This is a genomic window from Cupriavidus consociatus (genome assembly GCF_017814975.1).
Taxonomy (GTDB): Bacteria; Pseudomonadota; Gammaproteobacteria; order Burkholderiales; family Burkholderiaceae; genus Cupriavidus; species Cupriavidus consociatus.
This window is the reverse complement of sequence record NZ_JAGIQA010000045.1, coordinates 1-13,415: the sequence shown is the minus strand read 5'-3', so window position 1 is coordinate 13,415 and position 13,415 is coordinate 1. Positions and strand designations below refer to the sequence as shown.

The following is a 13,415-nucleotide window of genomic DNA, read 5'->3' as shown; positions in this document are numbered from 1 at the left end:
ACCCCTATACGTGCAGGAGACATTGATGAACGTTCAACGCTTGTTGCGCCGCGTAGCCGCGCCCGTGCTGACACTGCTGGTCCTGGCCAGCGCCGCTTTCACCGCCCAGGCGCAGACGGTCGCCGAGATCGTCAAGAAGGGCAAGGTCACCATCGGCGTCGTGACCGGCGCCCCGCCCTTCGGGACCACGGACGCCACCGGCAAACCCGCAGGCTATGACGTCGACGTGGCCAACCTGCTCGGCAAGTACCTGGGCGTGCCGGTCGATATCGTCCCGCTCACCTCGCCCAGCCGCATTCCGGCGCTGGAGGCCGGCAAGGTCGACTTCCTGGTGGCGACGCTGGCGCCGACGCCCGAACGGGCGCGGGCCATCATGTTCAGCGCCCCCTACAGCGCGTTCGAGCTGACCATCTTTGCGCCCACCGCTGCGAAGTACGCCAAGCTGACCGAACTGGGCAAGAAGAAGGTCGGCGTGACGCGCGGCACCACGCAGGACACCGCGCTGACGCGGCTGGCCGTTCCCGGCATGAATATCGTCCGCTTCGAGGACGATGCCACCTGCGCGCAGGCGCTGATCAGCAACCAGGTCGACGCCATTGCCCTGCCCAATACCACCGGCAACGAGATCATGAAGGCGCGCGGCGCCGGCAAGTTCGACGCCAAGTTCGCGTTTTCGATGCAGCCGAATTCGATGGCCGTGCGCAAGGATGCTTTCGAACTGCGCCAGTGGCTGAACACCACGATCTCCTACGTGAAGCTCAATGGCGAGCTCGATGCCATTGCGCAGAAGTGGACCGGCAAGGCGCTGCCCACGCTGCAAACGTTCTGAACCAGGCCGTCTGATGTCGCGCGCCGGCGTCAGCCGGCGTGCCAGGAGACTTGCATGCACTATCAATTCGAATGGACCCCGGTGCTGTCGCAGCTCGATCGCTTCGCGGAAGGCGCGGCGATGACGCTGGCGCTCAGCTTCGGCTCGATCCTGCTCGGCACGCTGGTGGGCACCGCCGGCGCCATTGCCGCCGCCTTCGGCGGCCCGTGGCTGCAGCGCGCCACCAGGGTATATGTCGAAGCCATCCGCAACACGCCCTTCCTGATTCAGCTCTTCATCATCTTCTTCGGCTTGCCGACCGTGGGGCTGCAGATCGATGCCGTCACCGCCGCGCTGATTGCGATGACGGTCAATCTCGGCGCCTATTCGACCGAGATCATCCGCGCCGGCCTGCAGGCGGTCCACCGCTCGCAGCTTGAAGCCGCCGCCGCGCTGGGCATGACGCGCTGGCAGCTGATCCGCCACGTTGCGCTGGTGCCGGCCTTCGAGAAGGTCTATCCGGCGCTGACCAGCCAGTTCACGCTGATGATGCTGACATCGAGCGTGGTGTCGACGATCTCGGTGGAAGAACTGACGGCTGTTGCCAGCCAGGTCGATTCGCAGACCTTCCGCACCTTCGAGAGCTACATCCTGGTCATGTTCCTCTATATCGGGCTGGCACTGCTGCTGCGCGCCAGCTTCGGCCTGATCGGCAAGCTGGTGTTCAAGCGGCGCCGCGTGGTAGCGCGCGCCCGAAAGCTGGCCCGCACGGCCCCGGTCGTGCCGCTGGCGCGGGCGGAACTGACGGCAGCCGTTGCAGGGAGCGCGAGATGATCACCGAGTTCTCCTGGAATCATCTTGAAATCCTGCTGCTGGCCGCGCGCTGGACGCTGTGGGTGACCTTGCTCGCCTTCGTTGGCGGCACGCTGGCCGGTTTCCTGGTGGCGCTGGCGCGTACCGCCAGAAGCCCGCTCCTGCGCCTGGCCAGCACGATCTATATCCAGGTCGTGCAAGGGACGCCCGTGCTGATCGTGCTGTTCCTCAGCTACTACGGACTCTCCGTGCTCGGGCTCAAGCTGTCGCCGATGGTCGCGGCCATGCTCGCGATGTCGATCTACGCCAGTGCCTATCTTGGCGAGATCTGGCGTGGCTGCATCGAGGCCGTGCCGCAAGGACAGTGGGAAGCCAGCGAAGCGCTCGCCCTCACCCGCTGGCAGCAGCTGCGCTACGTGGTGCTGCCGCAGGCCGTGCGGCTGGCCTTGCCGCCCACGGTGGGGTTCTCGGTCCAGCTGGTCAAGAACACCTCGATCACTTCCATCATCGGCGTCATCGAACTGACGCGCGCCGGCCAGCTGATCAACAACGCGACCTTCCAGCCCTTCGCGGTCTTCGTCGTCGTCGCACTTATCTACTTCGCGCTCTGCTTCCCGCTGTCCGCGGCAGCCCGGCGCATGGAAAGGAGGCTCCATGTCAATCGTTGAAGCACAGGGCGTGCACAAGTCCTATGGCTCCGTTGAAGTCCTGAAGGGCGTGTCGTTTGCGATCGAGCCGGGCCAGGTGGTCGCCATCATCGGCCGCAGCGGCTCCGGCAAGAGCACCATGCTGCGCTGCCTGAATGGGCTGGAGACGATCAATGCCGGCAACATTACCGTCGCCGGGCACAAGCTGGATCACGACCGCAAGCGCTTGCTCGACCTGCGCCGCGACGTGGGCATGGTGTTCCAGAGCTACAACCTGTTTCCGCACCTGACCGTCGGCCAGAACATCGCCCTGGCGCCGGCTATCGTGAAGAAAATGGCAGCAGGCAGGATCGACGGCATCGTTGCCCAGGTGCTGACCCAGGTCGGCCTGCTCGACAAGAAGGACTGCTATCCCGAGCAGCTCTCGGGTGGCCAGCAGCAGCGCGTGGCCATCGCCCGTTCGCTGGCGATGGAGCCGAAGGTCATGCTGTTCGACGAAGTCACCTCCGCGCTCGACCCAGAGCTGACGGCGGAAGTGCTTCGGGTCATGGAGAACCTGGCAGCCTCCGGCATGACCATGGTCCTGGTCACGCATGAGATGGAGTTTGCGCGCCGCATGGCGCATACCACCATCTTCATGCATCAGGGCAAGGTCCACGAGGCCGGGCCGTCGAAGGCGCTGTTCGCGCAGCCGCGGACGCCGGAACTGCAGCAATTCCTCAGCGCGGGAGCATTGAAATGAGCCAGTGGCAAGCAGAGGGCGCATCACGCCCGCCGGTGCTGATCTCGCTGACAGCCTATGGTGCCGACCTCGCCCTGCGCGACGGACAGGCGGCACTGGCGCGGATTGCCGCGGCAGCGGGCGCGGACGGCGTGGAATTCCGCGGCGAACTCCAGCGCGGGCACAAGGAGGAGGTCATTGAACAGCGCGAGGTCGCCGGGGAGCATGGGCTGAGCGTGGTCTGGTCCAGCCCGGAAGGCCTGTGGAATGAGGCAGGCAGCCTCGATGCCGCGGCACTCGACCGTGCCTTCACGACCGCCCTGGCGCTCGGTGCGGCCCGGGTCAAGATGTCGCTTGGCGGCTATCGGGCAGGCACGTCGCTGGAAGCGCTGCTGCCCTGGCTACGGCACGAGGGCATCGAGCTCGTCGTCGAAAACGACCAGACCGCGCAGGCCGGCACGGTACCGCCGCTGCGCGACTTCTTCACGCGTCTCGCGACGCTCGGCAAGAGCGTGCCGATGACCTTCGACATGGGCAACTGGCACTGGACCGGCGAAGACCCGCTCGACGCCGCGCAGGTCCTCGGCGCCAACGTCGGCTACGTGCATTGCAAGGGCGTGCAGCGCACGCCCGCCAAATGGATCGCGGTGCCGCTTGACCACTCGGCGGCACCGTGGCGCAGCGTCTTGCGTCGCCTGCCCACGCACGTTGCGCGTGCGATCGAATACCCGCTGCAGGGCGATGACCTGGTACAGGTCACGCGCCGTCATGTCGAACTGCTGCGCTCGGTGGAGGTCCCCGCATGAGCACCGATCTTGACGTGGTCACGCTGGGCGAGGCGATGCTGATGCTGGTGGCCGGCGAAGCCGGGCCGCTCGAAGGCGCGCAGACCTTCCACAAGCGCACCGCCGGTGCCGAGACCAACGTGGCCATCGGCCTGTCGCGCCTGGGTTTGAAGGTCGGCTGGGCCAGCCGGCTGGGCGACGACTCGATGGCGCGCTACCTGCTCGGCGAAATGCAGCGCGAAGGCGTGGATTGCAGCCAGGTGGTGTGCGAACCCGGCGAGCGCACCGGCTTCCAGTTCAAGGGCCGGGTCGACGACGGCAGCGATCCGCCCGTTGAATACCACCGCCGCGGCTCGGCGGCGAGCCGCATGACTCCCGGACACCTGGACGACAGCTGGCTACGGCGCTCGCGGCACCTGCACGTCACCGGCGTGTTTCCCGCGCTCGCCGAAGGCACGCAGGCCGCCACGCGCCAGGCCATCGCCACGATGCGCGCCGCCGGCCGCACGATCTCGTTCGATCCCAACCTCCGGCCCACGCTGTGGGCCACGCCCGAGCTGATGCGCGAGACACTGAACGACCTGGCGCAACAGTGCGACTGGGTGCTGCCCGGCATCGAGGAAGGCCGCTTCCTCACCGGCCACGCCGAGCCGGAACGCATTGCCGCGTTTTACCGTGCCCGTGGCGCGAAGCTGGTGGTGGTGAAGCTGGGTGCCGACGGCGCCTGGTTCGATGGCGAGGCCGGCAGTGGCCATGTCGAGGCGTTCAGCGTCGAGCGCGTCGTCGATACCGTCGGCGCCGGCGACGGCTTTGCCGTAGGTGTGATCAGCGCGCTGCTGGAGGGCCGTCCCGTGAGCGAGGCCGTCAGGCGCGGTGCCTGGATCGGTGCCCGGGCGGTGCAGGTGCGGGGCGATACCGAGGGCTTGCCGACCCATGCCCAGTTGGCCGCTGCCCGTTTGTGAAGCCTTAGCAAGGATTACCCATGCGCAAGAATGTACTGGTGTTCCGCCCGATCCCTGACGACCTGCTCGCCAGGATCGAGTCCGAGCACAACGCGATCGTGGCTGACCCGCGCCAGCCGGCACAGCGGCCGGCCTTCCGCGCCGCGCTGGCGAACGCCCACGGCCTGATCGGCTCCAGCGTGAAGCTGGGCGAGGCAGAACTGGCCGGAGCCGGCCAGCTGGAGGTGATCTCGAGTATTTCGGTGGGCGTCGACAACTACGACCTCCCCTGCCTGCACCGGCGCGGCATCACCCTGTGCCACACGCCAGGCGTCCTCACCGAAACCACCGCCGACACCATTTTCGCGCTCATCATGGCCACCAGCCGCCGCCTGGTCGAGCTGGCGGCCCATGTCAGCGAAGGCCGCTGGACCGCCAATATCGGCGACAGCCTCTTCGGCTGGGACGTGCACGGCAAGACCCTGGCGATCCTTGGCTTTGGCCGTATCGGCCAGGCCCTGGCGCGGCGCGCGGCGCTCGGCTTCGGCATGGAGGTGCTCTACGTCAACGAGACTGCCGTGGAGCCGCCCGACCTGGTGGGGCGCGCCACCCGCACGGATCTCGACGATGCCTTGCGGCGCGCCGATATCGTTGCCGTCACGCTGCCCCTGACCGACAGCACGCGTGGCCTGATGGGCCCGCGCGAGTTCGCGCTGATGAAGCCGGGCGCCATCTTCGTCAACGGCGCCCGCGGCCAGATCGTGCAGGAAGACGCGCTGCTCGCGGCGCTCGAAAGCGGGCACCTGCGCGCGGCCGGGCTGGACGTTTTCGCCACCGAGCCGCTGCCGCAGGATTCGCCGCTGCGCCGCCATCCGAGAGTGACCGCCCTGCCCCATATCGGCTCGGCCACGCATGAAACCCGGCGCGCCATGGCCGAACTGGCCACGCGCAACCTGCTGGACGCGCTCGCCGGACGGCAACCCGCCGCGCGGTTCGACCTGGCAGCCTTTGCTGCCCAGGCAGCCGCCTGATTTTCCTCGCAAGGACACCTCGCAATGCCCAGTTCTATCCCCACGCTGTGCGGCTCCATCATGGGCGAGCCTTTCACCTTCAATGTGCGCATCCACAATGCCGCCTATCGGGCGCTAGGGATCGACTACACTTTTGTGTGCTTCGGGGTACAGGACGTGCCTGGCGCCGTGCAGTCGATCCGCACGCTCGGCGTGCGCGGCATGAATGTCTCGATGCCGCACAAGCAGGCCGTGATCGCGCACCTCGACCATCTCGACGAAACCGCCCGCGCGATCGGCGCAGTCAACACCATCAACAATCTCGATGGCGTGCTGACCGGCTACAACACCGACTGCATCGGCGCAGTCCGGGCGTTCAAGGAGGTGACCGAAGTGGCTGGCAAGCGCATTGCGCTGCTGGGCGCGGGCGGCGCGGCGCGGGCGATGGCCTATGGCTTGCGCGAGGCCGGCGCCAGCGTGACCGTATTCAACCGCACGGCGGCGCGCGGCGAGGAACTGGCCGGCTCGCTTGGCCTGCGCTTTGGCGGCGGATTGACGGACTTCCGCGCGGCGGACTTCGACATGCTTGCCAACGCGACCGCCGCGGGCTTTCGCGCGCCCGATGTCAACCCGGTCGCCGGACAGCTCGGCGCGCACCTGATCGTCATGGACGCCGCCTTCATCCCCGTCAGGAGCAAGCTGATCCGCGATGCCGCCGCGCTGGGGTGCCGCACCATCGACGGCACGCGCATGATGCTGCACCAGGCCTGCGCCCAGGTCGAGTTCTATACCGGCTGCGCACGCGCGCCGATCGAGGCGATGGAGACCGCGCTGCTGGAGGAAATTGCCCGCCTGTCTTGAAGCCTGCTGCGGCCCTTTGCCCCCTGACGCTCACAGACCGATGACCCCTGCCCGTCCGCTTTTGATCACCTGTCCCGCATTCCACGGAGTCTCCCAATGACCCTGCGACGCGAGCGACACACCAAGATCGTGGCCACGCTTGGCTCCGCCTCTTCCACCAGCACGGCATCCTCATCGACGGCGAGATCCGCTCCTGGGATAGCCCTTGCCGCACCGTCCTGTCGCCGGTGCACGTACGCGACGACCGGGGCGAGCTGAGCGCCGTAGAAGTCGGCAGCTTCCCCGTCACCACCGTCAAGGAAAGCCTGCAGGCGCTCGAGCCGCGGTGGCCGCCTACGCGTCGGGTACGGGACCGTGGCCGACCATGGCGGTGGAAGCCCGCATCGCGCACGTGCAGGATTTCACCCGGCGCCTGCTGGCGCAGCGCGCGGTGAACCAGGTTTGCCGCGTGAACATCAATTGCCAATGCCAGCGAGGGCCGGATGTGTTCCGTTTACGGGGCGCAAGGACTCGGCCGAGGGGACCCTGTCGGTCAGCGATGCACTGCGCGCCTTTTCGATCCGCACCATGATCGCTGCCAAGGCGACCAGCGCGTCAAAAGCGCTCCTGGATGAAATCGTGCCCGGACACAAATCGACCTTCATCAACACGCGCTTCATCTCTTGAGCCTTTCGATCAGGAGCAGCCGGTCGGCCCGAGGTGCGGGACGATCACGGCTTCCGCGATGATGTTGCCGAGCTTGTAGCCATCCGGCCTGGCGCGGGCCACTTCCGTCATGCCAATTGCGCCGCTGGCGCCCGGCTTGTTCACCACGGTCAGCGGCTGCGACAGGTACTTTCGCATGGCTTCGCTGAAGGCCCGCGCAACCGTATCAGTACCACCGCCAGCTGCGCTTGGCACCACGAGTTCGACGGGATGATCCGGGTAGTGAGCCGCCGGCGTCCGCCCGATGACAGCAAGTGAGGGCAGCAGCAGCGCAGCCATGTAAAGCAGCTTGCGGGAAATTCGCATCTGTTACTCACATTTCCTTCGGGAGACACAAAACATACGCCGCACGCGAGCGTACGGGGGCAGTTGAAGTCTAGGCAATCGGTGCGGGCATCGTAGCCCGGTGCGATGCTCGAAGGGTAACCAGCGTATCGCGATGCCGCGCGAAAAACCAATGCTTTAGCGGCGTGAGTGTCCATTACTCGCCATCTCGACTTGGCAGATCCAACGCTGAAGTAACGTCCGCTGCCAGGATGTGAGCAAGGGAAAAGCGCTATGATGACCCCGTTTCGTCTCACCGGCGTTGCAACCGGCCCGCCACACATGGGGATTCGCGATTTGTCGAGCGACGCCCGCGCTCCCCTCCAGCCAAAACACACCATCATGGATCTCGAACTCCGCAATCAACGGGTGCTCATCACCGGCGGCAGCCGCGGCATCGGCCTGGCTTGCGCGGCCGGCTTTCTGCGTGAGGGCGCGCGCGTGGCCATCGTTTCGCGCAGCGCAGAAAACCTGGCGAAGGCCTGCGCCAAGCTGGCCGAAGGCCAGGGCGAATTTGCCAGGGACATGTTCGCGGTCTCCGCCGACCTGACCGATATCGCCGAGGCCGCCCGCGCGGTGGAAGAAGCGGTGGCAGGACTTGGCGGCATCGACATTCTGGTGACCTCCGCGGGTGCGGCCAAGCGCCGGCCGCCGGACGAACTGACCCCACAGTTGTGGCAGGAAGCCATGGCCGCCAAGTACTTCAGCTACATCAATGTGATCGACCCGGTGGTCAAGCGCATGGCGCAGCAAGGGCGCGGCGCCATCGTCAACATCGTGGGCATGGGTGGAAAGGTGGCCAACCCCGCCCACCTGGCAGGTGGCGCAGCTAACGCTGCACTGATGCTGGCCAGCGCCGGACTGGCCAATGCCTACGGCAAGCAAGGTGTGCGCGTGAACGCGGTCAATCCGTCGGCTACGCACACCGAGCGCCTGCAGCAGGGCATGGAAGTGGATGCGCGTATCGGCGGCATGACCGTGGAGCAGGCGCTGGCGCGCGCCAACGCGCGCACCGGCCTGGGCCGCCTGGCTACGCCGGAAGAGGTGGCGGACGCGGTGCTGTTCCTCGCCTCGCCACGCGCCAGCTATATCTCGGGCGCCATCCTGTCGATCGATGGCGCGACCACTCCGATGGTAGTCTGAGGCTGCCAGCCTATCGCGAAGGGGCGCAGGACTTGCGAAGGCGCGTGCCGGAATGGGAACCGCAAGCCGCGGTGCTGGCCAGCGCCTCAGCGCACTGGCTGCGCGCGACAACTTTTGGGCCCAGCTCGCTGCCAGCCTGCTCCGCTGAATGCCCGCGCTACCATAGACCGGTCCGTGCAAGGCTGCCCTCAGTCGCCATCCTGATATTTGCTCACTATCGGCGTTGCGCCATCCGGACTAAGTTGCGTAACGCCGATTCGATGGCCATTCTAGCCAGCAACCGACAATACTGATTTCCCGATTTGCTGCCGTTGCTCGATCATTGCATGTGCGAGTTCTACAGTGCCAAAGTCGTAGCGGCTTGCGATGGGCATATGGAGTTGCCTGGAGGCGAGCGCCGTGAAGATGTCATCCGCACGTCGCTGGACCGTATCAGGATCGGACATTTGGTCGGCCAATCGAGGCCGGGTCAGGAACAATGAGCCGCCCTCCCCCAACTCCATGGGGTCCAGGTCGTCCACCGATCCGGAGACGTTGCCGTAGTTGATTACCAGGCCGCGCTTGCGCGTGGCGCGGAAGCTGTCGCGCAGTGTCGCTTTGCCCACTGAGTCAAATACCACGTCAACACCACGGCCCTGCGTGGCCTCGCGGATTGTGTCGGCGAAGCGTCCATGGTCGTAGAGCATGGCGTGATCGGCGCCTAGGCGACGCGCCACTGCACACTTTTCCGGGGAGCTGCCCGTCGCAAAAACAGTAACGCCGGCGGCCTTGGCCATCTGTACGAGCAACTGCCCGATGTTGCCGGACGCGGCGTGCACCAGGCAGGCCTGCCCGGCATGCAGCCTGGCCACATCGTTGAGCAGATAGTGGGCGGTACAGACTGGCCGCCGCCTGATCGTAGGCGATGTCGTCGGGAAGACGGACCGCGAGTCCGGCCGGCACCCGGGCATATTCGGCATAGCTGCCCCACGCGATGCACCATGCCACCCGGTCGCCGGCCGCGAAGCGGCTGACTTCGTTACCTACCTGCACCACCTCTCCGGCTCCCTCCATCCCCAAGGTGCACGGGAGCCGCACGGGGTAGGTGGTCGACATCGCATATTTGCCCTGACGCGTATGTACATCCATGAAGTTGATGCCGGCGAAGGCGACTTTTACAACGATGTCGCCGGGGCCGGGCACCGGCGATGGTATTTCCCGGCGTTGCAAGACTTCGGGGCCGCCATAGCTCTCGATCATGATGGCTTTCATTGTGTTCTCGGAAGATTGGTTGTGTGTAAGAAAAGCGATGCCCAGACAAGTCAGCTCGGCTCGATCCCACTGGCGCGGATCAGTTGTGCGCCGCAGAGATGATGCGCGCCGCCCGCTCCGCTGGACCCGTAAGTCAGTCCGGTCGGGCTGGCCTTGGCCGACCGGATCAAGTCGGCCACCGTTCTGTACGGCGAATCCGGCCTGACCAGCAACAGCAACGGCCCACGCTCAATCAGCGCGATCATGGTCAGGTCCTTGGCTGGATCGAACGGAAGGTTGGCAAACAGCGAAGGATTGACACACTCAAGGGGCCAAGGTTGCCGATGCCGAGCACGTAGCCATCGGGCCTCGCCCGCGCGACGTACTGCGTACCGATGTTTCCCGCGCCGCCGGGCCGGTTTTCCACGACGACCGGCTGCGCCAGGGCCGTGCTCATGTAGCGGCCTACCTGGCGTGCCCGCAAATCAGCGCTTCCGCCAGCGCTATAGGCGACGACAAGTGAAATCGGCTTCGCGGGATAGCGTTCGGCCGCGCGCGTTGCCGTTAGCGGAGCAGTGCCGAGCAAGGTCAAGGCAATGCGATTGAAGTCTCTGCGATTCATAGGTTTCCCTGCGGTGTGGTCGTAGGTTCGCTATGAGCGCAATGGCCGTGCCAGTTGGCGAAACCAGATTTATTTACACGTAACCATTTGCTTTTTAACGAAAACTACGTCACTTCGGTGCTCGACCGGCAACCCGGATGGCGATTCACATTGGAACGATACGTTTCACTTTGAAACGATTCAATGAAACGCTAAACGCTTGCCCAAGGCCTGCATAACGCCAGCCGCCGCCGGCGCCATCCGTTCCTGGCGGTCAACTGCGGCGCATTGCCGGAGACGCTGCTGGAGACGGAAGCGCCTTCCGGCAAGATCTTTTCTACCGTCTCAGTGTGCTACGTGTCCAGGTACCGCCGCTGCGAGAGCGTTCTGAGGACCGCGACATCCTCGTCACCGCGCTGGTAAGCGCGGCGATGCGACGGGTCCAGCTGGCTGACTTGGTTGAAGATGTTCTGCCTGCCGCGCTAACCGTCGCCAGTCAACACACCTGGCCAGGCAATGTTCGCGAGCTGGAAAATTTCGCCGAACGAGTTGCCATGGCCTGTCTCGAAAGGGGTGCCGCATTGCCGGCACGACAGTTGGCGGTGCTTCTCGATAGTGATCACGACCCCGACGATTCACGGGCCGATATCCCGGAGCCGCCTGACACCACGCTCTCCGGCATGACCATTGCCAATGTGAAGGAGGCCCTCAAGGAATGTGGCGGAAACCGTACCGAGGCCGCAAAGCGCCTCGGTATTGGGCGCTCCACCTTATGGCGCCTCCTTAAAAATGAGTGAGCGCCAGGAGGCCCGGCAGCACCTTCCGATGACCCGCGCAGCGCCGTGAAATGGTCACGCTGGGCTGGCCATGTCCATCCCGCGCTATTCGTTTTGAAGATACCAGATGTTGGAATTCTTGAATTTACGATGGTGCTGGCGCTTCCTACACTCCTCCGGACAAAATAAGCATCCGGAGACAGACATCGTGAATGCCATACTATCCGCCACCTGCGCGAGCCCTTGGCCAACGCCAGCCTGGACGACAGGTACACTCTCCAGAAAGGCCGTGCCTACCTGAGCGGCACCAGGCGCTGGTTCGCCTGCCCATGCAGGATAAGGCGAGCGACCGCGCTGCCGGCCTCAATACAGCGGGCCCTATCTCCGGCTACCGCGGCTCGCCGCTGGAAGACTACCGCGGCGGCAAGGGCCATATGCCCCAACATCATCGGAATACTGAAAAATGACCACGGAAAATCAATTGCGGTTCGTTGTAGAGCCTCACCCCGGCCCCACCCCCGCCGATGAGATTGCTGCCAAGTTGGCAAACCCGACCTTCGGACGGGTTTTCACAGATCACATGGTCACGATCCGTTGGACCGACGGTCGCGGGTGGCATGACGCCAAGGTCGAAGCGCGCCGTCCTTTCCAAATCGATCCCGCCTGCGCAGTACTGCACTACGCGCAGGAAATCTTCGAGGGCATGAAGGCATACCGTGGCGAGGACGGAAAGATCTCGCTGTTCCGACCACAGGAGAACGCAAAGCGTTTTCGCGCCTCCGCTGCCCGCATGTCGATGGCCGACCTGCCCGAGGCCACATTCCTGCAAGCCGTGGAAGCGCTGGTCGATATTGACCGCGCCTGGATTCCAGGTAGCGAGGGTAGCCTCTACCTGCGCCCGTTCATGTTCGCCTCGGAGAGTTTTCTCGGCGTGCGCGCGTCGGCCGAATATATATTTTGCGTGATCGCGTGCCCGGTCGGCCCGTATTTCAAGGCCGGCAAGTCGGCGGTGACCGTATGGGTTTCGGATCAATACACCCGCGCGGCCCCTGGCGGCACCGGCGCGGCCAAGTGCGGCGGCAACTACGCGGCCAGCCTGATCGCGCAGACCGAGGCCTCGGCCAAGGGTTGCGACCAGGTGGTGTTCCTTGACGCTGCGGAGCACCGCTGGATCGAGGAACTCGGGGGCATGAATGTGTTTTTTGTGATGGATGACGGCTCTCTGCGCACGCCCCCATTAACAGGGACCATCCTGCCGGGCATTACCCGCGCTTCGATCATCGAGCTGGCCGGGCACGAGGGTATTCCGGTCAACGAAGCACCGTACGACTTCGAGACGTGGCGCGCGGATGCAGCCAGTGGCCGGGTCAAGGAAACCTTCGCCTGCGGGACGGCCGCAGTCGTTACCGCCATCGGGCAGGTGCGTCACGCTGGTGGGGAGTTCACCATCGGCAATGGTGGGGAAGGCGAAGTCACGCAACGCCTCCGTTCGTTGCTGACGGGCATCCAGCGCGGCAAGATCGCCGACCCGTTCGGATGGGTTCGTCACGTCGATTAAGACCGGCGTGTTTGACATCAGCGGCATGCACGGAATCCAAGGCCAGTGCGCGCCGCCCTGATTCGGTTTGACTTCTCTCCCCGCCCGCCTGGGCGGTCCGGTTAATTCCAAAAAATACCGGGGCCGGTGCGCGACCTGCGTGCCGGAAAGCCGTGCCGTCTACCCGGCAGCACGCTGCCCGGATGCCATCGCGCCCGCATGACTCGTCGCCATCTCCGGCGCGGATCCTTGCGATCGCGCGGCAACACATACAGGAGATCCCTATATGAGCTTGTTCCGAACCAAGGACATTGACGCCATGCTGGCGGACAGCCACGTTGGCAGCCTGAAGAAGGTGCTGGGTCCGGTCGACCTGGTGATGATGGGCATTGGCGCCATCATCGGCACCGGGATTTTCGTGCTGACCGGCACCGGGGCGCTGACCGCCGGGCCGGCGCTGACCGTGTCCTTCGTCATCGCCGCGCTGGCGTGCGGCTTTGCCGCGCTGTGCTA

15 protein-coding genes and 4 pseudogenes are annotated in these 13,415 nt (G+C 65.2%); 15 read left to right on the top strand and 4 right to left on the bottom strand.

The genetic code is table 11. The features are described 5' to 3' along the window. The first annotated feature begins 25 nt into the window (after positions 1-25). From J8I82_RS34730 to J8I82_RS34690, 9 genes and pseudogenes are all read left to right on the top strand, one after another. A complete protein-coding gene (locus tag J8I82_RS34730; protein ID WP_209764404.1) occupies positions 26-829 on the top strand; it encodes a transporter substrate-binding domain-containing protein in 804 nt (267 codons plus the stop codon). Positions 830-883: 54 nt separating this feature from the next. After that, positions 884-1,642, top strand: a complete 759-nt coding sequence (locus J8I82_RS34725; protein ID WP_209764403.1) for an amino acid ABC transporter permease — start codon at positions 884-886, stop codon at positions 1,640-1,642. Next, the gene (locus J8I82_RS34720; RefSeq protein WP_209764402.1) at positions 1,639-2,289 is read left to right on the top strand and encodes an amino acid ABC transporter permease; all 651 of its coding nucleotides are present in this window, start codon (positions 1,639-1,641) and stop codon (positions 2,287-2,289) included. Before J8I82_RS34725 ends, J8I82_RS34720 begins: the two co-directional genes overlap by 4 nt. Next, the gene (locus tag J8I82_RS34715) at positions 2,276-3,010 is read left to right on the top strand and encodes an amino acid ABC transporter ATP-binding protein (protein ID WP_209764401.1); all 735 of its coding nucleotides are present in this window, start codon (positions 2,276-2,278) and stop codon (positions 3,008-3,010) included. Before J8I82_RS34720 ends, J8I82_RS34715 begins: the two co-directional genes overlap by 14 nt. Further along, the gene (locus J8I82_RS34710) at positions 3,007-3,795 is read left to right on the top strand and encodes a sugar phosphate isomerase/epimerase family protein (RefSeq protein ID WP_209764400.1); all 789 of its coding nucleotides are present in this window, start codon (positions 3,007-3,009) and stop codon (positions 3,793-3,795) included. The genes J8I82_RS34715 and J8I82_RS34710 overlap by 4 nt, the downstream gene beginning before the upstream one ends. Then, positions 3,792-4,736, top strand: coding sequence for a sugar kinase (locus J8I82_RS34705; RefSeq protein WP_209764399.1), 945 nt, complete (start codon positions 3,792-3,794; stop codon positions 4,734-4,736). The genes J8I82_RS34710 and J8I82_RS34705 overlap by 4 nt, the downstream gene beginning before the upstream one ends. Before the next feature lie 20 nt (positions 4,737-4,756). Next, on the top strand, positions 4,757-5,746 hold the full coding sequence (locus J8I82_RS34700; protein WP_209764397.1) for a 2-hydroxyacid dehydrogenase: 990 nt from the start codon (positions 4,757-4,759) through the stop codon (positions 5,744-5,746). Between the two features lie 24 nt (positions 5,747-5,770). Continuing rightward, positions 5,771-6,586, top strand: coding sequence for a shikimate dehydrogenase family protein (locus tag J8I82_RS34695; protein ID WP_209764396.1), 816 nt, complete (start codon positions 5,771-5,773; stop codon positions 6,584-6,586). Positions 6,587-7,001: 415 nt separating this feature from the next. Continuing rightward, positions 7,002-7,252 (top strand): annotated as a pseudogene (locus tag J8I82_RS34690) (NADP-dependent glyceraldehyde-3-phosphate dehydrogenase); the annotation flags it as partial. Between the two features lie 9 nt (positions 7,253-7,261). Here the strand turns inward: J8I82_RS34690 and J8I82_RS34685 are convergent. Continuing rightward, positions 7,262-7,597 (bottom strand): Bug family tripartite tricarboxylate transporter substrate binding protein, encoded by a 336-nt coding sequence (locus tag J8I82_RS34685; RefSeq protein ID WP_245180480.1) that lies wholly within the window; start codon positions 7,595-7,597, stop codon positions 7,262-7,264. Positions 7,598-7,957: 360 nt separating this feature from the next. Here J8I82_RS34685 and J8I82_RS34680 point away from each other — a divergent pair, with 360 nt between their 5' ends. Beyond that, positions 7,958-8,758: an SDR family oxidoreductase gene (locus tag J8I82_RS34680; protein ID WP_209764394.1), complete on the top strand. Its 801-nt coding sequence runs from the start codon at positions 7,958-7,960 to the stop codon at positions 8,756-8,758. Positions 8,759-9,027: 269 nt separating this feature from the next. Here J8I82_RS34680 and J8I82_RS34675 read toward each other — a convergent pair. The 3 genes and pseudogenes from J8I82_RS34675 to J8I82_RS39225 form a co-directional block, all read right to left on the bottom strand. Continuing rightward, a pseudogene (locus J8I82_RS34675) lies at positions 9,028-10,009 on the bottom strand (quinone oxidoreductase family protein). Positions 10,010-10,059: 50 nt separating this feature from the next. Further along, a complete protein-coding gene (locus tag J8I82_RS39230; protein ID WP_280908698.1) occupies positions 10,060-10,254 on the bottom strand; it encodes a tripartite tricarboxylate transporter substrate-binding protein in 195 nt (64 codons plus the stop codon). 2 nt (positions 10,255-10,256) lie between these two features. Beyond that, positions 10,257-10,610 (bottom strand): Bug family tripartite tricarboxylate transporter substrate binding protein, encoded by a 354-nt coding sequence (locus tag J8I82_RS39225; protein ID WP_280908697.1) that lies wholly within the window; start codon positions 10,608-10,610, stop codon positions 10,257-10,259. A 210-nt stretch (positions 10,611-10,820) separates the two neighbouring features. Here J8I82_RS39225 and J8I82_RS34665 point away from each other — a divergent pair, with 210 nt between their 5' ends. The 5 genes and pseudogenes from J8I82_RS34665 to J8I82_RS34650 form a co-directional block, all read left to right on the top strand. Further along, a complete protein-coding gene (locus J8I82_RS34665) occupies positions 10,821-11,012 on the top strand; it encodes a sigma 54-interacting transcriptional regulator (protein WP_209764431.1) in 192 nt (63 codons plus the stop codon). Then, positions 10,940-11,386 carry an AAA-type ATPase lid domain-containing protein gene (locus tag J8I82_RS39465; RefSeq protein ID WP_209764393.1) on the top strand — a complete coding sequence of 149 codons (447 nt, stop codon included), beginning with the start codon at positions 10,940-10,942 and terminating at the stop codon, positions 11,384-11,386. Before J8I82_RS34665 ends, J8I82_RS39465 begins: the two co-directional genes overlap by 73 nt. 201 nt (positions 11,387-11,587) lie before the next feature. Next, a pseudogene (locus J8I82_RS39765) lies at positions 11,588-11,772 on the top strand (hypothetical protein); the annotation flags it as partial. 56 nt (positions 11,773-11,828) lie between these two features. Next, positions 11,829-12,923: a branched-chain amino acid aminotransferase gene (locus J8I82_RS34655; protein ID WP_209764392.1), complete on the top strand. Its 1,095-nt coding sequence runs from the start codon at positions 11,829-11,831 to the stop codon at positions 12,921-12,923. A gap of 265 nt (positions 12,924-13,188) precedes the next feature. After that, positions 13,189-13,415, top strand: a pseudogene (locus J8I82_RS34650) (amino acid permease); the annotation flags it as partial.